The sequence below is a fragment of the Enterobacter sp. WCHEn090032 genome, assembly GCF_003986875.1.
Classification (GTDB): Bacteria; Pseudomonadota; Gammaproteobacteria; order Enterobacterales; family Enterobacteriaceae; genus Enterobacter; species Enterobacter sichuanensis.
In genome coordinates this window covers 111,378-130,615 of sequence record NZ_RXRN01000011.1, presented here as the reverse complement: position 1 = coordinate 130,615, position 19,238 = coordinate 111,378, and the positions used below count along the sequence as shown (strand labels likewise).

Genomic DNA, 19,238 nt, shown 5'->3' with positions numbered 1-19,238 from the left:
GCGCAATCCTCAAGGCGGGAATGGTGTAAAGAGATGTCACGGCAGGCATTGACAGCCTGCCGCGAGGACGATCAGTTTTTCTCTGGCGGGAAAACGAGGTTCAGCACGATAGCGGTGATACCGCCCGCAGCAATGCCGGAAGAGAGCAGGTTTTTCACCCAGTCCGGGGCAAACTGCAGGATCAGCGGCTGCTGAGAAACGCCCAGACCGACGGCCAGCGACAGGGCGATAATCATGATCGCGCGACGGTTCAGTGGCTCACGGGAGACGATGCGCACGCCGGAAGCCGCGATGGTGCCGAACATCACCAGCGTCGCGCCGCCCAGCACCGGCTCAGGGATGTGCTGCACAAAGCCACTGACTGCCGGGAACAGGCCGAGAACGATCAGCATCAGCGCCACCACGAAGCCGACGTAGCGGCTGGCCACGCCGGTGAGCTGGATCACGCCATTGTTCTGGCCGAAGCAGGAGTTCGGGAAGGTGTTGAACACCGCGGAGACAAACGAGTTCAGGCCGTTCGCCAGCACGCCGCCCTTCAGACGCTTCATATACAGCGGGCCGGAAACCGGCTGTTCGGAGACGTCGGAGGTGGCGGTGATATCGCCGATGGTCTCCAGAGAGGTGATCATAAAGACCAGCATCAGCGGCAGGAGCAGACCCCAGTCGATGCCCAGGCCGTAGTAGAGCGGTGTCGGGACGGTGATCAGCGCGCTGTTGGCTGGCGCGGTATTCTCCGGCAGCATGCCCAGCGCCCACGCCAGCAGATAGCCCGCCGCCATGGCGATCACCAGCGAGGCGACGCGCAGGTAAGGGTTACGCTGACGGTTAAGCAGAATAATGATAGCCAGTACGACGCCCGCCAGCAGCAGGTTTTTCGGTGCGCCAAAGGTGTGGTCGCTCATTGCGGCATAACCGCCGCCGATGGAGGTGAGGCCCACCTGAATCAGTGACAGGCCGATAATCATTACCACCACGCCGGAAACCAGCGGCGTGATGACGCGACGCGCCAGATGCAGCACGCGGGAGATCACCATCTCCGTGCAGCTTGCCAGCATCAGGGTGCCAAACAGCGCCGCCATCATGGTCGGGACATCCGCACCGCCGGTTTTCAGGGCTGTACCGCCCATGATCAGCGGTGCCACAAAGTTAAAGCTGGTGCCCTGAATCGACAGTAATCCCGACCCCACCGGACCCCACGCTTTAATCTGAATAATCGAGGCCACGCCGGAGGCGAAGAGAGACATGCTGATGATGTGCTGCGTATCCTGCGCCGGTAAGCCGAGCGCCTGACAAATCAGCAGCGCCGGGGTGATCACCGCAACAAACATCGCCAGAAGATGCTGGCAGGCAGCGAAAAGCGTCTGCGGCAGCGGCGGGCGGTCTTCAAGGCGGTAAATCAGTTCGCTATTTTGCTTCTGCGCAATCGGTTGCGCATCAGGCGACTCTATGGTGTTAACGGACATCGGCGGCAATCCCACGGTGGAAAAGCGGGCATTTTATCTGACCACCTGGTAAAAGCAAACGATTGCCAGCAAAAAAAGACAAGAAAATCTGCCGCTGTGAGCAGGTTTTCTACATCCGATAAGGAAAAAAAATTACACTTTTTGCGCCGGGGGCTCATGAAGAGCGCAAAACGGCCCAGGATAACGCCGCGTGTGTATGGAACACGCGCAAAACAGGAGCCTTCTATGATTCATCTCGATACGTTGTCGACCCTTGTTGCCGCAACGCTGGTCTTGCTGCTTGGTCGTAAGCTGGTACATAGCGTTTCCCTTCTGAAGAAATACACCATCCCTGAACCTGTCGCCGGTGGCCTGCTGGTGGCGCTGGCCCTGCTGGTGCTGAAAAAAAGCATGGGCTGGGAAATCGATTTTGATATGTCCCTGAAAGATCCGCTGATGCTGGCCTTTTTTGCCACCATCGGCCTCAATGCCAACCTGGCGAGCCTGCGGGCGGGCGGCAAAGTGCTCGGCGTATTTTTGATTGTGGTGGTCGGGCTGCTGCTGATGCAAAACGCCATCGGTATCGGGATGGCGACGCTGCTGGGGCTGGATCCGCTGATGGGGCTGCTGGCAGGGTCAATTACGCTGTCTGGCGGCCACGGCACCGGGGCGGCGTGGAGTAAATTGTTTATCGAGCGCTATGGCTTTGAAAATGCGACGGAAGTGGCGATGGCCTGTGCCACCTTTGGCCTGGTGCTGGGGGGCCTGATTGGCGGCCCGGTGGCGCGTTATCTGGTGAAGCACTCCACCACGCCGGACGGCAGACCGGACGATGAGCTGGTCCCGACCGCCTTTGAAAAGCCGGACGTCGGGCGCAGCATTACCTCACTGGTGTTGATTGAAACCATCGCGATGATTGCCATCTGCCTGACCGTGGGCAAAGTGGTTGCGCAAGGGCTGGCGGGCTCCGCGTTTGAGCTGCCGACGTTTGTCTGCGTGCTGTTTATCGGAGTGATCCTCAGCAACGGTCTGGCGCTGATGGGCTTCTACCGCGTGTTTGAACGGGCGGTCTCGGTGCTCGGCAACGTCTGTCTGTCGCTGTTCCTGGCGATGGCGCTGATGAGCCTCAAGCTGTGGGAGCTGGCCTCGCTGGCGCTGCCGATGGTGGCGATTCTGGCGGTGCAGGCCCTGTTTATGGCGCTCTATGCCATGTTCGTCACCTGGCGCATGATGGGTAAAAACTACGATGCGGCGGTGCTGGCGGCGGGGCATTGCGGGTTTGGGCTCGGGGCAACTCCAACGGCAATCGCCAATATGCAGGCGATCACCGAGCGATTCGGGCCATCGCACATGGCGTTTCTGGTGGTCCCGATGGTCGGGGCATTCTTTATTGATATCGTCAACGCGCTGGTGATTAAGCTGTACCTGATGTTGCCGATGTTCGCCTGAAGTCAGGCGTTGGAGTAGCGTTCGGTTTCCGGCATCCAGCGTTCAATTAACGCTGCCGCCTGTTCGGGGTAGCGTTCATGAATATGGCGGGCGAGGCGCTGAACTTCCGGGATCATGGCCTGATCGCGCAGCAGGTCCGCAACTTTGAACTCCGCGTTCCCCGTCTGGCGGGTACCCAGCAGTTCACCCGGGCCGCGGATCTCCAGGTCTTTTTGCGCAATCACAAAACCATCGTTGCTGTCGCGCAACACCTGCAACCGCATCTGGGCGGTTTTCGAGAGCGGGGCTTTGTAGAGCAGGACGCAGTGGGACGCCACCGCGCCGCGGCCAACGCGCCCGCGGAGCTGGTGAAGCTGGGCAAGGCCCAGACGCTCCGGGTTCTCGATGATCATCAGGCTGGAGTTTGGCACGTCCACGCCCACTTCAATGACCGTCGTTGCAACCAGTAAATGCAGTTCCCCTTGCTTAAATGACTGCATTACCGCCTGTTTTTCAGCAGGCTTCATTCGCCCGTGAACCAGACCCACGTTGAGTTCAGGCAGCGCCAGCTTTAACTCTTCCCACGTGGCTTCTGCAGCCTGCGCTTCCAGCAGTTCAGACTCTTCAATCAGCGTACACACCCAGTATGCCTGACGTCCTTCATGCGTACAGGCATTGCGCACGCGGTCGATGATATCGCTGCGACGCGTATCAGGAATGGCGACCGTCGTCACCGGCGTACGACCCGGCGGCAGTTCGTCGATGGTGGAGGTATCCAGATCGGCGTAAGCCGTCATCGCCAGGGTGCGCGGAATCGGCGTGGCGGTCATGATCAGCTGATGCGGGTGGAAACCCTGCTGCAGCCCTTTTTCCCACAGGGCCAGACGCTGATGCACGCCAAAGCGGTGCTGTTCATCGATAATCACCAGCGCAAGGCCGTTAAACTGCACCTGCTCCTGGAAGATCGCGTGGGTGCCAACAATCATGTGTACCTGACCGCTGGCAATCGCCTCCTGTTGCGCAAGGCGCGCTTTGCCTTTTTGCTTCCCGGCAAGCCAGCCCACTTCAATGCCCAGCGGCGCAAACCAGGCGCGGAAATTGTTCGCATGCTGTTCGGCCAGCAGTTCGGTCGGTGCCATGAGCGCCACCTGTTTGCCATGTGCAATCGCGCGCAGGGCGGCCAGAGCGGCTACCAGCGTTTTACCGGATCCCACATCACCCTGCACCAGGCGCATCATCGGTACGTCGAGCGCCATATCGCGTTCAATTTCGGCGGTAACGCGCGCCTGTGCGCCGGTGGGTTTAAACGGCAGCGAGGCCAGCAGCTTATCCTTGAGCTCATCACGCGGGCTTAACGGCTGGGCATGGAAACGCTGCGCGCCGGCGCGAAGCGCCAGCATGCTCAGGTTATGGGCCAGTAATTCCTCAAGGATAAGACGCTGTTGGGCAGGGTGTTTGCCGCTTTCTAAATCGCTGAGCTGCAGCGTTGGCGGCGGACGGTGCAGGGTACGCAGCGCCTCGGGCAGACTCATCATCCCCTGCGCCAGTTCGGGTGGCAGCAGCTCGGTAATGGCGCAGGTATCCAGCAGCTCCAGCGCCTGATCGGTCAGCTTACGCAGCGTCGCCTGCTTGATGCCTTCGGTCGTCGGGTAAACCGGGGTGAGCGTCTCCTGCATCTCCGGCGTGCTGAGATCGCCCTGAACGCGGTACTCCGGGTGGATCATCTCTGCGCCGTATTTCCCGCGTTTGGCTTCGCCATAGGCCAGCACCCTGCGGCCCGTTGCCAGGCTGTTCTTCATTGCCGCGCTGAAGTTGAAAAATCGCATGGTGAGAATGCCGGTGCCGTCGCTTATCTGGCAGGTCATCATCCGGCGTCCGCCGAAGGTGATGTTGCAGTTCAGGACTTCGCCTTCAACGGTGGCATAAATGGCGGGCAGCAGATCGCCAATTTTGTACAGCTGGGTGCGGTCTTCATAACGCAGGGGAAGGTGGAGCAGGAGATCCTGCACCGTGTGCAGGCCGATTTTAGCCAGCTTATTGCTTTGCGCCGCACCCACGCCCGTCAGGCTGTTGAGCGGGATGGCATCCAGCAGGCGGCCTTTCATCGGTTACCCTGCGTACTGCATGGTGGCCCACCACCCGGCATCGGCTTCGATCTCGCCCTGCGCGTTGACGTGGGGGTAAGGCAATTTTTTCTGCTTCGCAACGCGAGCCAGCACCGGATAACCACCTTCAAACAGCAGGCGCTGCTGTTCATCTTCCGGCAGCATGCTGTTGCTGCGCTCGTACATCCCGGCGTTCTGACGCTGGCGCTGCGCCTCATACAGAATGAGCGCGGAGGCCACGGAGACGTTCAGGGACTGCACCATGCCGATCATCGGAATGATGATGTCCCGATCTGCCAGATCCAGCGCTTCCTGGGTGATCCCGGTTTTCTCCTGGCCCATCAGAATACAGGTCGGGCGGGTGTAGTCGATCTCACGGAAATCCACGGCTTTAGCGGACAGGTTGGTGGCAAGGATCTGCATACCGCGCCCTTTCAGGTGCGAGACGGCATCGCCAATCGTCTGGTGAGATTTAACGGACACCCAACTGTTGCTGCCTGCCGCAGCAGAGACCATGGTTCGCATCCGGTGGCCCGGCCAGACGGCGTGCACTTCATGCACGCCGACGGCATCTGCGGTACGGACGATAGCAGAGACGTTATGCGGTTTATGGACCTGCTCCATGCAGACCGTCAGGTCAGGCTGACGCCTGGCGAGCATTTCGCATATCCGCGCGTAACGTTGTGAATTCATGCCACTAGTTTCGGTTACGGGTGACTTTAATCACGTCCGGCATGACGCGGATCTTGCGCATAATGTTCGCCAGATGCACGCGGTCGCGGGCGGTCAGACGAATAAAGGCGCTGTACACGCGGCCATCTTTTTCTTCCGTGTTCAGGCTTTGAATATTGGAAGAGGCCGTGTTGATCGCTGCCGTCAGGTTCGCCAGGGCACCCTGGTGGTTGAACATATCCACCTTAATTTCGGTGATAAATTCCTGCGCGGTCTCTTTATCCCACTCGACCGCCATAAATTTCTCCGCCTCTTTTTGATAGCCGCGGATGTTACGACAGGATTCATGGTGGATAACCAGCCCTTTACCGGGGCTGACGTGCGCAATAATCGGGTCGCCAGGGATGGGACGGCAACATTTTGCGAAGGTGATAAGCACGCCGTCCGCGCCTTTAATCGGCAGGTGTCCGTGGCTTTGGGTTGTTGCAGGCACGGCTGTCGTGTCGCCTTGCTGCAGGTTCTTCGCCACCACCACGCTCATGGCGTTGCCGAGGCCGATTTCTGCCAGCAGATCGTCAAGGGAGGCGAGCTTCATGCGCTCCAGCTCACGCTGGATGTTCTCCTGCGGGATTTCGGCCAGCTTGCGGCTGCCGCCCAACGCGTGGTTGAGAAGACGACGCCCGAGGCTCACGGAATCATCACGCTTGAGGTTTTTCAGCAGCTGGCGAATTTTGGCGCGCGCTTTGGAGCTCACGACAAAGTTCAGCCAGGCCGCGTTCGGACGTGCACCCGGCGCGGTAATGATTTCCACCGTCTGGCCGCTGGCGAGCGGCTGAGACAGCGGATACGGTTGTCTGTCGACGCGCGCGCCCACGCAGGCGTGACCGATATCGGTGTGCACGGCATACGCGAAGTCGACCGGCGTCGCGCCCGCAGGCAGTTCGACAATGCGACCTTCTGGGGTGAAAACGTAAATCTCATCCGGGAAGAGATCGGATTTCACGCTCTCGATAAATTCAAACGAGCTGCCCGCACTCTGCTGCAGCTCCAGCAGACTCTGCATCCAGCGCTGGGCGCGGATTTGTGCGGTTGTGCTGCTCTCGCCACCGTGCTCTTTATAGGCCCAGTGTGCGGCAACACCCATCTCCGCCATCTGGTCCATGTCTTCTGTGCGAATTTGCACTTCAACCGGCACGCCGTGTGGCCCGATCATCGAGGTATGCAAAGATTGATAGCCGTTCGCTTTTGGAATGGCGATGTAATCTTTCATACGACCCGGACGCGGTTTATACAGGCTGTGCATCTGCCCCAGCACGCGATAGCAGGTATCGGCGTCGTGGACGATCACGCGGAACGCGTAGATATCCATTATCGAGTGAAAACGCTGCTCTTTGAGCACCATTTTGCAGTAGATGGAGTAAAGATGTTTTTCGCGACCGCTGACCCGGCACGGGATCCCCGCTTCCTGCAAGCGCCCGTCAATTTCAGAGAGGATCTTCTGAATCATCTCTTTACGGTTACCGCGAGCGGCTTTCACCACCTCTTTAATCACGCGATAGCGGTTCGGGTACAACGCTTCAAAACCCAGCTCTTCCAGCTCGGTTTTAATGTGATGAATACCTAAACGGTGCGCCAGCGGGCTGTAGATTTCGAGGGTTTCACGGGCAATGCGGCGACGTTTGTCCGGGCGAAGTGAGCCCAGCGTGCGCATGTTGTGGGTACGGTCAGCGAGTTTGATGAGAATGACGCGGATATCCTGCACCATCGCCATAATCATCTTGCGGAAGTTTTCGGCTTGCGCCTCTTTCTTGTCGCGGAAATTCAGCTTATCAAGCTTAGAGACCCCTTCCACCAGTTCGGCAACGCTTTTGCCAAACAGCTGCTCCATGTCCTGGTAAGTGGCTGGGGTATCTTCTATCACGTCGTGCAGCAGCGCGGCCATCAGCGTTTCGTAGTCGAGTTTCATCTCGGCCAGAATACAGGCCACCGCTACCGGGTGCGTGATGTAGGGTTCACCGCTTGAACGTGTCTGGCCCTCGTGAGCGTCACGTGCAACGAGATACGCCTGCTGAAGACGCTTAATCTGGTCTTCAGGCAGGTAGGTTTGAATCAGTTGATTCAGGCTTTCAAACAGATACAAGGGCGACCCGCAGGTTTAATTAACGACGACCTTCAGCAATAGCGGTTACGGCCTGCAGTTCTGCGGCTTCCTGCTCTTGCTGCTCCTGGCGCTCACGCACGTCGAGGATCTGGTTGTTAATCAGACCTTCTTCGATTTCGCGAAGTGCAATAACGGTGGTTTTATCGTTTTCTTCCGGTACCAGCGGATCTTTACCGCCTACCTGCATCTGACGAGCGCGACGCGCGGCGACCAGCACCAGGTCAAAACGGTTACCAATTTTCTCTACAGCGTCCTGAACAGTTACGCGTGCCATACTTAAAATGCTCCACAGGTGAAGAAATGACTGGGCATGATACTGAAAGTGGGTTCAGTCTGCCAACAGTTTGGTGATTAATGCGTCATGTCGCTGCTTCTGGCGGCTCATACGCAGACGTTCTGCGCGAAGGATGGTTTTGAGATCGCTCAGTGCGGCATCAAAATCATCATTCACAATAAGGTAATCATATTCCGCGTAATGGCTCATTTCTGCAACAGCCTGTTCCATACGCTTTGCGATCACCTCTTCGCTGTCCTGACCGCGGCCACGCAGGCGGCGATCCAGCTCATCTTTCGATGGCGGTAAAATAAAGATACTGCGCGAGTCAGGCATTTTCTTGCGAATCTGCTGCGCGCCCTGCCAGTCGATATCCAGGAACACATTCACGCCCGTGGCCAGAACCTGCTCAATGGTCTCACGTGAGGTGCCGTAGTAATTACCGAACACTTCAGCATGTTCAAGAAACGCGTCTCTGCCGATCATCGCTCTGAATTCGTCGTGATCCACAAAGAAATAGTGTTCACCGTGCACTTCACCCGGACGCGGTTTACGCGTGGTGTGAGAAACAGAAACCTGTGTGTCGTACAACGGTTGGGTTTTTAACAGTGCCTGAATAAGGCTGGATTTACCCGCGCCACTAGGGGCAGAAACAATATAAAGCGTGCCTTGAGCCATGAGAGTCTTTTGTATGTGTTAGCGAAGAAGTCCTACATACGGGCTTATTATACACGTCACCGCCGTGTGACGTAGCCTTTGTCACACTTTTTCCCCTGGATTATTGAATTTTGCGTGCCGTTTTCAGGTTTTATCTGTGGTTTTCAGCAACAAAAAGAAAGACCGGATAGCGCCTCGCACAGTGAAACAAGGTGGTTAGCGTTGTTTTAGCCATCGCGGTATACCTCCTGCAACGTAAAGGAGGGATAGCGATGGGGCGATGGATAAGCGGGTTAATGCTGTTGTGGTGTGGCTATGGCGCGGCGGTGTGCCCGGTGTGGTCGCAGGCAAAAGCGGAAAAAGAGATCGCGTCGTTAAGCGCGCAAATCAAACGCTGGGATGACGCTTACTGGAAGCAGGGCGTGAGCGAGGTTAATGACGACGTTTATGACCAGCTGAACGCCCGCTTAACCCAGTGGCAGCGCTGTTTTGGCAACGATATTTCTGCAAACACCTTGCCTGCGCTGACGGGAAGCGTGACACATCCTGTAGCGCATACGGGGGTTCGTAAAGTTGCCAGCATAGACGCGCTGGCTCAGTGGATGCACGGCCGAACCTCTCTCTGGATGCAGCCAAAAGTCGACGGCGTGGCAGTGACGCTGGTGTATCGCAACGGAATCCTCGCTCAGGCCATCAGCCGTGGCAATGGACTTAAAGGTGAGGACTGGACGGCACAAGTGCGTTTGATCCCGTCCGTGCCTAAGAACGTATCCGGGGAGCTGGCAAACAGCGTCTTACAGGGGGAGCTTTTCTGGTTGCGTGAGGGCCATGTTCAGCGGCAGATGGGCGGAATGAATGCCCGTGCAAAGGTAGCGGGCGCGATGATGCGACAAAAGGACAATGCGCCTCTGAACCAGATTGGCGTTTTTATCTGGGCCTGGCCGGACGGGCCGCAGATGATGCAGAACGCGCTGACAGCGCTGTCGCAGGCAGGATTTATCCTGACGGCGCGCTACACCGTGCCCGTACAGACGGTTGAAGCTGTTGAAAAACAGCGTCTGGCCTGGCAAAACGCGGCATTACCCTTTGCCACGGACGGCATTGTGGTTCGGTCTTCGGATGTTCCCCCTGGCGATAGCTGGCTACCCGGTGAAGGTAACTGGGTTGTGGCATGGAAGTATTCTCCTGCCGCCCAGGTCGCGGAAGTGAGAGATATTCGTTTTACCGTTGGTCGAACGGGCAAAATCTCCGTAGTGGCAACGCTGGAAGCGGTGCAACTGGATGATAAGCAGGTGCAGCGGGTGAGTCTGGGATCGGTCGCGCGTTGGCAAAGGCTGGATATTGCTCCCGGCGATCAGATACAGGTGAGCCTTGCCGGGCAGGGGATCCCCCGGTTTGATAAGGTTGTCTGGCGTGGGACGGACCGACAAAAGCCGGAACCGCCCGCCACGCGCTTTCATTCCCTGAGCTGCTTTTATGCTTCGCCTGAATGTATGGATCAGTTCTTTGCCAGGCTGACATGGCTTAGTTCAAAGCAGGTGTTAAACATTGAAGGGTTAGGCGAGTCAGGTTGGCGCACGCTCTGGCAGGCGCATCAGTTTGAGCATCTCTTTTCATGGCTGCTATTAACTCAGGCGCAACTGCAGGCTACACCAGGGTTTTCCTCAGCGCGCGGGCTGGCGCTCTGGCATCAGTTTAATCTGGTGCGTGAGCAGCCGTTTATCCGCTGGCTCATGGCGCTGGGTGTTCCGCTGACGCAGGCTTCACTGAAGGCTATGGGAGACGTAACGTGGCAAAAGCTGAGCGGACGTAACGCAAAGGACTGGCAAACCTTGCCGGGAACGGGCGAGGAGAAGGCGAGAAAAATTGTTAACTGGATGCTCGCGCCTCAGATTGATGTACTGGCGAAGTGGCTTGCTGAACAGCACATCAACGGGTTCTAAACTAATGTGTGCTGTGTTTGTAATGAAAAACGGGTAGCCCGAGCTTCAGACGCAGTGCCAGCATGCGTGCCGTAAAGCCAAACAGCAGCGTGGAGATAACCACTACATCATGGTTAGAAACGTAATGCTGCAGGGCGATATAGAGCACCGCTGCAGCGAAGGAGATGCCGGCATACAGCTCTTTTTGAAAGACCAGAGGGATGCGTTTGCAGAACATATCGCGCAGTACACCACCGAATACTCCAGTGATCACTGCAGCAATGGTGGCGATGACCGGCCCTTCATCCATATCGAGCGCGATTTGTGCGCCGATGATCGAAAAGACTATCAGCCCCAGCGCATCAAGCACCAGAAACAGACGGCGCAGGTGGGGCATAACGGGCGCAACGATGGTGGTTAATACAGCAGCCGTCGCCACGATAATCACATACTCAGGGTGTTTAACCCAGCCGAGCGGGTAATGGCCAAGCAGGATATCGCGCACGGAACCACCGCCCAGAGCGGTTGCTGTAGCAATAATGATCACGCCAAAGGTGTCCATCCGGCGACGCCCGGCGGCCAGTGCGCCTGTCATCGCTTCTGCGGTGATCCCAATCAGATAAAGAATGTGAAGCAGCATATACCCTCCGGTGTGAACGCGTGGAGGTTAGCGATTTGTGCGTAAGATCACGATTGAGATTTTCTAAGGCGAGTCAGTTTGCCCTATAAATTTTTATCAAGTTATATTGAATAGGCTTGATGAAAGGCGGTAAAAAAGCAAAAGTGGATACTGGGATGGATTAGAAAAAATAATGGGTGGCGCAGCCGACACCACCCGAAAAGTATTACTCAATATTCTGAATCTGCTCGCGCATTTGCTCAATCAGTACCTTGAGCTCAATTGCTGAATTCGTCACCTCAGCATTGATCGACTTAGATGCCAGAGTGTTCGACTCGCGGTTGAACTCCTGCATCATAAAGTCGAGGCGGCGACCTACGGCTTCTTTCTTCTTCAGAATGTTGTAGGTCTCTTTAACGTGCGCTTCCAGACGATCCAGCTCTTCAGCGACGTCAACGCGCTGCGCCATCAGCACCAGCTCTTGTTCCAGGCGGTTGTTTTCCAGCTGAACTTCCGCTTCTTCCAGTTTGGCAACCAGGCGCTCGCGCTGCCACTGCAGCACTTCTGGCATATGCGTGCGCACTTTTGCCACTTCGGCGCTGACCCCTTCAAGGCGCTGCTCAATCATCGCTTTCAGCGCCTGGCCTTCGGTTTCGCGGGCAACGATAAAGTCATCCAGCGTGCTGTCGAGGGCGGCAAGAATTTCAGCGGCAATCGCGTCCAGATCCTGCTCACCGGCGGCCATCACGCCAGGCCAGCGCAGAATATCAACCGGGTTAATTTCGCCTTCATCGCTCTGCATTTTGACCCAGTTCGCCGCATTGACGAGCTGTTTCGCCAGTTTTTCGTTAAGGATGAGTTCGCCCTGCGCGCTGGCATCAGGCTCAAAGCGCAGATTACATTCCACTTTGCCGCGCGTCAGACGGGTACGGATACGCTCACGTACCACCGGCTCAAGGCTGCGGAACTGCTCCGGCATACGGAAATACGTTTCCAGGTAACGCTGGTTTACCGAGCGCATTTCCCATGTGGCGCTACCCCAGCTACCCTTGATTTCACGCCGGGCGTAGGCGGTCATACTGCGGATCATAGACATTCCCGTTTTTAAAGGAGAGATGGGGGGATTATAGCTTTCGGGGGCTTCTCAGGATAGGAATAAGCGTCCTTTATCCGTATAATGCGCAGCCACATTCGTTTCAAGCCGGAGAATTCATCATGCGTCCAGCAGGTCGTAGCGCCAATCAGGTGCGTCCCGTCACTCTGACCCGTAACTATACAAAACACGCTGAAGGCTCCGTTCTGGTTGAGTTTGGTGACACTAAAGTGCTGTGCACCGCCTCCATCGAAGAAGGCGTTCCGCGCTTCCTGAAAGGCCAGGGCCAGGGCTGGATCACGGCTGAATACGGCATGCTGCCGCGTGCGACCCATACCCGTAATGCCCGCGAAGCGGCAAAAGGTAAGCAGGGCGGTCGTACCATGGAAATTCAGCGTCTGATCGCGCGTGCGCTGCGCGCCGCTGTTGACCTGAAAACGCTGGGCGAATTCACCATCACGCTGGACTGCGACGTCATTCAGGCCGACGGTGGTACGCGTACCGCCTCCATTACCGGGGCCTGTGTAGCGCTGGCGGATGCCCTGAATAAACTGGTTGCGGCCGGTAAGCTGAAAACGAATCCAATGAAAGGCATGGTTGCAGCGGTCTCCGTGGGCATCGTTAACGGTGAAGCGCTGTGCGATCTGGAATATGTCGAAGACTCTGCCGCTGAGACCGATATGAACGTGGTCATGACCGAAGACGGTCGTATCATTGAGGTGCAGGGTACCGCAGAAGGCGAACCCTTCACCCACGAAGAACTTCTCACCTTGCTGGCTCTGGCCCGAGGGGGAATTGAATCTATCGTAACGACGCAGAAGGCGGCGTTAGAAAATTGATTTTAAAGGCGACTGATGAGTCGCCTTTTTTTTGCCTGTAAGACAGAAAAGACAAAGGAGCGAATCCATGAAACCGTATCAGCGCCAGTTTATTGAGTTTGCGCTTAACAAGCAGGTTCTTAAGTTTGGCGAGTTTACGCTGAAATCCGGGCGCAAGAGCCCCTATTTCTTCAATGCCGGGCTGTTTAATACCGGGCGCGATCTGGCATTGTTAGGCCGTTTCTATGCCGAAGCGCTGGTGGGCTCCGGGATTGATTTTGACCTGCTGTTTGGCCCGGCCTATAAAGGCATTCCGATTGCGACCACCACCGCGGTAGCGCTGGCGGAACACCACGATCGCGACGTGCCGTACTGCTTTAACCGCAAAGAGGCCAAAACTCACGGTGAAGGCGGGAATCTGGTCGGCAGCGCGCTGCAGGGCCGCGTGATGCTGGTGGATGATGTGATCACCGCGGGCACGGCGATCCGTGAATCGATGGAGATTATTCAGGCTAACGGGGCGACGCTGGCTGGCGTGCTGATTTGTCTGGATCGTCAGGAGCGGGGTCGCGGCGAGATCTCCGCCATTCAGGAAGTGGAGCGTGATTATCATTGCTCAGTGACGTCAATCATCACCCTGAAAGACCTGATTGCGTATCTGGAAGAGAAGCCTGAGATGGCTGACCATCTGGCGGCGGTACGCGCATACCGGGAAGAGTTCGGGGTGTAATTGTATTGCCCGGTGGCGCCAGCTTTACCGGGCAATACAACCCCAGGCCGGATAAGGCGAAGCCGCCATCCGGCAACGATGTTACTGTAACTGGGCAGCCACTAGCGGCCAGCGGGCGTCAAAATCGTCCGTTGGGCTGTATTTGAACTCGCTGCGCACAAAGCGGGAGAGCATCCCTTCGCAAAACGCCAGGATCTGGCTCGCCAGTAGTGTTTCATCCGTGCTGTAACCTTCACCTTCACGCATTTTCTTCTCGCGCAGTACCTGGCGCAGTTGCGCTTCTATACGCTCGAAAAGCTGATTAATGCGGCCCTGTAGTCTGTCCTGCTCGAACATCAGCGCGTGGCCGGTCAGGATACGGGTTAAACCTGGATTGCGTTCACCAAAGCCCAGGATTAACAGCACAATCAGACGCAGACGCGCGGTGGTGTCTTTTTCGTCTTTCAGGATCAGGTTGATGCGTGTGATCAGGCTGTCTTCGATAAATTCGATCAGGCTGTCGAACATCCGGGTTTTGCTCGGAAAATGACGATACAGCGCCGCTTCAGACACGCCTACGGAGGCGGCCAGTTTGGCGGTGGTGATGCGTTGGCTACCATCGCTGGATTCAAGCATCAGCGCCAGAGATTGAAGTATTTCTTCGCGACGATTCCTTTTCGCGGTTTGTTTTTCTGCCATGTTACAAAATACCCCTGAAAATAAGCACTTGTCAGGCTGGCATCCACACAGCGACCGCAAACTGACGTTTGCGGTTTGTTATGACGTTATGGCGCTGTGAGATGCGTGTCTGTCGGGCGGTTATTTGCGCCCGGAATGGCCGAAGCCGCCTTCGCCACGGTCGGTGGCATCAAAGTCTGCCACCAGGTTAAATTCTGCCTGTACCACCGGTACAAAGACCATTTGCGCAATACGCTCACCCGGTTCAATGGTGAAACTGTCCTGACCACGGTTCCAGACGGAGACCATCAGTTGACCCTGGTAATCGGAGTCAATCAGGCCCACCAGGTTACCCAGCACGACGCCATGCTTATGGCCGAGGCCAGAACGCGGCAGGATCACCGCCGCCAGAGACGGGTCAGCAATGTGAATGGCCAGGCCAGTCGGCACCAGGGTGGTGGCACCCGGCGCCAGTTCTACGGCGTCATCGAGACAGGCGCGCAGGTCAAGTCCGGCAGAGCCGGAGGTGGCATAGGTTGGCAGCGGGAATTGCTCGCCAACACGCGGGTCCAGAATCTTAACGTCGATTTTTTTCATCATAACGGGTAACGATCTCGTCGAGTAATTGTTGGCCCAGGAGTTCCTTGCGCTCAAGCGGTAAGACTTTATCTCCATCCTGCCAGAAAAGGTGCAGTGCGTTGCTGTCGCTGTTAAATCCTTGTGTGGCCAGCGATACGTCGTTCGCGCAAATCAAATCGAGGTTTTTGCGGGTACGTTTTTGCCGGGCATATTCTTCCACATTATTTGTTTCTGCGGCAAACCCAACAACGTAAGGACGGTGGCTTTTTAGTGCGGCGACACCGGCAACGATGTCCGGGTTTTTCACCATTTTTAGTGTTAATTCATCACCTTGCTTTTTAATTTTCGCCTCGGCGATGGTCTCGGCGCGGTAATCTGCGACGGCCGCACAGCCGATAAATATTTGCTGGCTTTGCGCATGCGCCTGCACGGCGGCTTCCATCTCCAGCGCGGTGGTGACGTCAATTCGCGTGACAAACGCAGGCGTAGGCAGCGACACCGGGCCGCTCACCAGCGTCACGTTCGCGCCGCGTTTTGCTGCCGCGGCCGCAATCGCAAAGCCCATTTTGCCGGAGCTGTGGTTGGTGATATAGCGCACGGGATCCAGCGGCTCACGCGTCGGGCCTGCGGTAATCATGATGTTGAGATGTTGCAGATCGTTGACAGGCGAAAAATGCGCGGCGGCCATATCGACAATGGTTAGCGGGTCAAGCATACGCCCTGGGCCAACGTCACCACAGGCCTGGCTGCCGCTGTCCGGCCCCCAGATCAGCAGGCCGCGCGAGGCCAGCGTCTCCAGATTATGCTGAGTCGCCGCGTTGCGGTACATCTGCTGGTTCATGGCAGGCACAACGGCAACAGGCGCAGGTGTGGCCAGACAAATGGTGGAGACCAGGTCGTTTGCCATACCAGCGGCCACCCGGGCGATTAAATCCGCGGTGGCGGGGGCAAGGATAACCAGGTCAGCCCATTTCCCCAGCTCAATATGGCCCATCGCGGCTTCAGCGGCCGGATCAAGCAGACTGTCCGATACCGGGTACCCTGAAACCGCCTGCAGGCTCAATGGAGTAATAAAGGCTTTACCGCCTTCGGTTATCGCGACCCGCACATCGGCCCCGCGCTCGCGCAGACGACGCACCAGCTCTGGCGCTTTATAGGCAGCAATACCGCCGCTCACGCCAAGAACGATTTTTTTACCGGCCAGGCTCATCATGATTCTTTCCTGTTGGGTTTCACCAGAGAGCGGGCATTTTATCACAATCCCTAAAACCGGGTGATGTTGTCCTTCGGGCTCTTTGCGAGGCGCTACGCAAGAACGCAACGTGGCCGTCGAGCGGCTGGCTGGCCTGTGGCAGCATGAGGTTAAACCTGTGGCAGCATGAGGTTAAAAAAGGAGAAAGAGCATGGAAGACGAGGACGAGCAGCTGCTGCCGCGCGAAAAGCTGCTGCGCAATGGCGTCACTCTGTTAAAAGACGATGAACTGCTGGCGCTCTTTTTACGTACCGGCACGCCAGGAAAAAACGTCTTTACGCTGGCAAAAGAGCTGATCGCGCATTTTGGTTCACTGTATGGGCTGTTGACCGCCGATCTGGCGCAGTTTAAGCACGTCGAGGGGATCGGCGTGGCGAAATATGCCCAGTTACGGGGCATTGCCGAACTTGCTCGCCGTTTTCACAATGTTCGCATTGAGAAGGAAGAGCCGATCCTGACCCCCGTGATGACGCGCGAATTTCTGCAAAGCCAGTTAACGGATGCCGAACGTGAGATCTTTATGGTGATCTTTCTCGACAACAGAAACCGGGTGCTGAAACATAGCTGTCTCTTTGCGGGCACGCTAAGCCACGTTGAGGTGCATCCGCGTGAAATTGTGCGGGAAGCGATAAAAGTGAATGCAGCGGGCGTGATCCTCGCGCATAATCACCCCTCTGGCTGTGCACAACCAAGCAGAGCTGACAAAGAGATCACCGAACGCATTATCAAATGCTGTCAATTCATGGACATTCGTGTGCTGGACCATCTGATAATTGGCCGCGGAGAGTACATTTCTTTTGCAGAACATGGCTGGATTTAGGCTATTTCTCGCGATCCATCGGGATCTTTGTCTGTTCGGGACTTGAGCACACCGCCGAGTCAGCGTATACTACGCCACCTTTGAGAATCTCGGGTTTGGCATTTGGGCCTGGCAATCGAGAGTTCACTTAGAACTATGCGATGACCGGGCTGTAAAGCCTGACGAGGCGCCGATACCCCATACGAAGCTCGAGCTAATTTGATTTTTGGAGAATAGACATGTCCCGAGTCTGCCAAGTTACTGGCAAGCGTCCGGTGACCGGTAACAACCGTTCCCACGCACTGAACGCGACTAAACGCCGTTTCCTGCCGAACCTGCACTCTCACCGTTTCTGGGTTGAGAGCGAGAAGCGTTTTGTCACCCTGCGCGTATCTGCTAAAGGTATGCGTGTAATCGATAAGAAAGGCATCGATACAGTTCTGTCTGAACTGCGTGCCCGTGGCGAAAAGTACTAAGTACTTAAAGAGGAAATAAATCATGGCTAAAGGTATTCGCGAGAAAATCAAGCTGGTTTCTTCTGCTGGTACAGGTCACTTCTACACCACCACGAAGAACAAACGTACTAAGCCGGAAAAACTGGAACTGAAAAAATTCGATCCAGTTGTACGCCAGCACGTACTGTACAAAGAAGCTAAAATCAAATAATTTTAGCCTCCTTGTATCGAAAAACCCCGCAACTGCGGGGTTTTTTGCATTCTGCATCTCAACGGAGGAACCATGCCTGAATTACCTGAGGTAGAGACCAGCCGCCGCGGCATTGAGCCCCATCTGGTCGGAGCGACGATTCTTCACGCCGTTGTCCGTAATGGACGTTTGCGCTGGCCAGTGTCCGATGAGATCCATGCCCTGAGCGATAAACCCGTCCTGAGCGTGCAGCGCCGGGCGAAATACCTGCTGCTGGAACTGCCCGACGGCTGGATTATTATCCATCTGGGAATGTCCGGCAGCCTGCGCATTCTTACCGAAGAACTGCCTGCGGAAAAGCACGACCACGTCGACCTGGTGATGAGCAACGGTAAAGTGCTCCGTTATACCGACCCACGACGCTTTGGCGCGTGGCTGTGGACCAAAGAGCTGGAAGGGCATAACGTGCTCGCGCATCTGGGGCCAGAGCCGCTCTCAGACGCGTTTAACGCCGAATACCTGAAAGCGAAGTGCGCGAAGAAGAAAAGCCCGATTAAGCCCTGGCTGATGGATAACAAACTGGTGGTCGGCGTGGGGAATATCTATGCCAGCGAATCACTGTTTGCCGCCGGGATCCATCCCGATCGGCTGGCCTCTTCCCTCTCCGCTCAGGAGTGTGAACTGCTGGTCAGAGTGATTAAAGCGGTACTGCTGCGCTCGATTGAACAGGGCGGAACAACCCTGAAGGACTTCCTGCAAAGTGATGGCAAGCCGGGCTATTTTGCCCAGGAGCTGCAGGTGTATGGCCGTAAAGGTGAACCCTGCAGAGTCTGCGGCACGCCGGTCATTGCCACGAAGCACGCCCAGCGCGCCACGTTCTACTGCCGTCAGTGCCAGAAATAGCGCTACTTTAGCTTTTCCATCAATGCCTGGTGGACGTTATCCGGCAGGAAATGGGTGACATTGCCGTGATGACGCGCCACCTCTTTTACCAGCGTGGAAGAGATAAACGACCACTCTTTGGAGGGCATCAGGAATACGCTCTCCAGCTCCGGCATCAGATGGCGGTTCATGTGCGCCAGCTGCATCTCATACTCGAAGTCTGCCACCGCACGCAGACCGCGGATAAGAATGTTTGCCTGCTGAGCGCGGGCGAAGTTCGCCATCAGATCGCTAAACCCGACCACTTCAACATTCGGCAGGTGCGAAATGGCATCGGTAGCCAGCTGCACGCGCTCGTTCAAATCAAACATCGGTTTTTTGCTGGGGCTGGCGGCAATCGCCAGAATCACCTTATCGAACATGCACGCCGCACGGGTGATGATATCAAGATGACCGTTAGTGATCGGATCGAAGGTACCCGGATAAATCGCTTTTGTGCTCAT

20 protein-coding genes are annotated in these 19,238 nt (G+C 56.4%); 8 read left to right on the top strand and 12 right to left on the bottom strand.

Annotation, left to right across the window (positions count from 1 at the left end; translation table 11 throughout):
* Positions 1-71: 71 nt before the first annotated feature.
* On the bottom strand, positions 72-1,463 hold the full coding sequence (gene xanP / locus EKN83_RS11760; protein WP_008502668.1) for a xanthine/proton symporter XanP: 1,392 nt from the start codon (positions 1,461-1,463) through the stop codon (positions 72-74).
* Between the two features lie 225 nt (positions 1,464-1,688).
* Here xanP and gltS point away from each other — a divergent pair, with 225 nt between their 5' ends.
* A complete protein-coding gene (gene gltS / locus EKN83_RS11755) occupies positions 1,689-2,891 on the top strand; it encodes a sodium/glutamate symporter (RefSeq protein WP_025757025.1) in 1,203 nt (400 codons plus the stop codon).
* A gap of 2 nt (positions 2,892-2,893) precedes the next feature.
* Here gltS and recG read toward each other — a convergent pair whose 3' ends face one another.
* The 5 genes from recG to gmk are packed head-to-tail and all read right to left on the bottom strand — an operon-like array spanning position 2,894 to position 8,760.
* The gene (gene recG / locus EKN83_RS11750; RefSeq protein WP_095449935.1) at positions 2,894-4,975 is read right to left on the bottom strand and encodes an ATP-dependent DNA helicase RecG; all 2,082 of its coding nucleotides are present in this window, start codon (positions 4,973-4,975) and stop codon (positions 2,894-2,896) included.
* Positions 4,976-4,978: 3 nt separating this feature from the next.
* Complete coding sequence (gene trmH / locus EKN83_RS11745) at positions 4,979-5,668, bottom strand: tRNA (guanosine(18)-2'-O)-methyltransferase TrmH (protein WP_047957437.1); 690 nt, start codon at positions 5,666-5,668, stop codon at positions 4,979-4,981.
* A gap of 4 nt (positions 5,669-5,672) precedes the next feature.
* Positions 5,673-7,787, bottom strand: a complete 2,115-nt coding sequence (gene spoT, locus EKN83_RS11740) for a bifunctional GTP diphosphokinase/guanosine-3',5'-bis pyrophosphate 3'-pyrophosphohydrolase (RefSeq protein ID WP_025757028.1) — start codon at positions 7,785-7,787, stop codon at positions 5,673-5,675.
* 19 nt (positions 7,788-7,806) lie between these two features.
* Entirely contained in the window at positions 7,807-8,082 is a 276-nt protein-coding gene (gene rpoZ / locus EKN83_RS11735) for a DNA-directed RNA polymerase subunit omega (protein WP_000135058.1), read from the bottom strand.
* Positions 8,083-8,136: 54 nt separating this feature from the next.
* A complete protein-coding gene (gmk, locus tag EKN83_RS11730) occupies positions 8,137-8,760 on the bottom strand; it encodes a guanylate kinase (RefSeq protein ID WP_025757029.1) in 624 nt (207 codons plus the stop codon).
* A gap of 251 nt (positions 8,761-9,011) precedes the next feature.
* Here gmk and ligB point away from each other — a divergent pair, with 251 nt between their 5' ends.
* A complete protein-coding gene (ligB, locus tag EKN83_RS11725) occupies positions 9,012-10,682 on the top strand; it encodes an NAD-dependent DNA ligase LigB (RefSeq protein WP_126800966.1) in 1,671 nt (556 codons plus the stop codon).
* Position 10,683: 1 nt separating this feature from the next.
* Here ligB and EKN83_RS11720 read toward each other — a convergent pair whose 3' ends face one another.
* The gene (locus EKN83_RS11720) at positions 10,684-11,301 is read right to left on the bottom strand and encodes a trimeric intracellular cation channel family protein (protein WP_126800965.1); all 618 of its coding nucleotides are present in this window, start codon (positions 11,299-11,301) and stop codon (positions 10,684-10,686) included.
* 205 nt (positions 11,302-11,506) lie between these two features.
* Positions 11,507-12,370 carry a YicC/YloC family endoribonuclease gene (locus tag EKN83_RS11715; protein ID WP_014830145.1) on the bottom strand — a complete coding sequence of 288 codons (864 nt, stop codon included), beginning with the start codon at positions 12,368-12,370 and terminating at the stop codon, positions 11,507-11,509.
* A 125-nt stretch (positions 12,371-12,495) separates the two neighbouring features.
* Here EKN83_RS11715 and rph point away from each other — a divergent pair, with 125 nt between their 5' ends.
* Both rph and pyrE read left to right on the top strand, forming a co-directional pair.
* Positions 12,496-13,212, top strand: a complete 717-nt coding sequence (gene rph / locus EKN83_RS11710) for a ribonuclease PH (protein ID WP_013094888.1) — start codon at positions 12,496-12,498, stop codon at positions 13,210-13,212.
* Positions 13,213-13,279: 67 nt separating this feature from the next.
* Entirely contained in the window at positions 13,280-13,921 is a 642-nt protein-coding gene (gene pyrE / locus EKN83_RS11705) for an orotate phosphoribosyltransferase (RefSeq protein WP_126800964.1), read from the top strand.
* A gap of 81 nt (positions 13,922-14,002) precedes the next feature.
* Here the strand turns inward: pyrE and slmA are convergent, their stop codons facing one another.
* From slmA to coaBC, 3 genes are all read right to left on the bottom strand, one after another.
* On the bottom strand, positions 14,003-14,599 hold the full coding sequence (slmA, locus tag EKN83_RS11700; protein ID WP_047957446.1) for a nucleoid occlusion factor SlmA: 597 nt from the start codon (positions 14,597-14,599) through the stop codon (positions 14,003-14,005).
* 120 nt (positions 14,600-14,719) lie between these two features.
* On the bottom strand, positions 14,720-15,178 hold the full coding sequence (gene dut, locus EKN83_RS11695) for a dUTP diphosphatase (RefSeq protein WP_008502691.1): 459 nt from the start codon (positions 15,176-15,178) through the stop codon (positions 14,720-14,722).
* A complete protein-coding gene (gene coaBC, locus EKN83_RS11690) occupies positions 15,156-16,367 on the bottom strand; it encodes a bifunctional phosphopantothenoylcysteine decarboxylase/phosphopantothenate--cysteine ligase CoaBC (protein WP_126800986.1) in 1,212 nt (403 codons plus the stop codon). The genes dut and coaBC overlap by 23 nt, the downstream gene beginning before the upstream one ends.
* 193 nt (positions 16,368-16,560) lie before the next feature.
* Between coaBC and radC the strand changes: the two genes are divergently transcribed.
* The 4 genes from radC to mutM all read left to right on the top strand — a co-directional run bounded on the left by radC (position 16,561) and on the right by mutM (position 18,756).
* Positions 16,561-17,229 carry a RadC family protein gene (radC, locus tag EKN83_RS11685; RefSeq protein WP_045286232.1) on the top strand — a complete coding sequence of 223 codons (669 nt, stop codon included), beginning with the start codon at positions 16,561-16,563 and terminating at the stop codon, positions 17,227-17,229.
* A 218-nt stretch (positions 17,230-17,447) separates the two neighbouring features.
* The gene (gene rpmB / locus EKN83_RS11680) at positions 17,448-17,684 is read left to right on the top strand and encodes a 50S ribosomal protein L28 (RefSeq protein WP_002436699.1); all 237 of its coding nucleotides are present in this window, start codon (positions 17,448-17,450) and stop codon (positions 17,682-17,684) included.
* A gap of 22 nt (positions 17,685-17,706) precedes the next feature.
* Positions 17,707-17,874: a 50S ribosomal protein L33 gene (gene rpmG, locus EKN83_RS11675; RefSeq protein ID WP_003024094.1), complete on the top strand. Its 168-nt coding sequence runs from the start codon at positions 17,707-17,709 to the stop codon at positions 17,872-17,874.
* A gap of 72 nt (positions 17,875-17,946) precedes the next feature.
* Positions 17,947-18,756 (top strand): bifunctional DNA-formamidopyrimidine glycosylase/DNA-(apurinic or apyrimidinic site) lyase, encoded by an 810-nt coding sequence (mutM, locus tag EKN83_RS11670; protein WP_023309890.1) that lies wholly within the window; start codon positions 17,947-17,949, stop codon positions 18,754-18,756.
* Positions 18,757-18,758: 2 nt separating this feature from the next.
* Here the strand turns inward: mutM and coaD are convergent, their stop codons facing one another.
* Positions 18,759-19,238, bottom strand: coding sequence for a pantetheine-phosphate adenylyltransferase (gene coaD, locus EKN83_RS11665; RefSeq protein WP_126800963.1), 480 nt, complete (start codon positions 19,236-19,238; stop codon positions 18,759-18,761).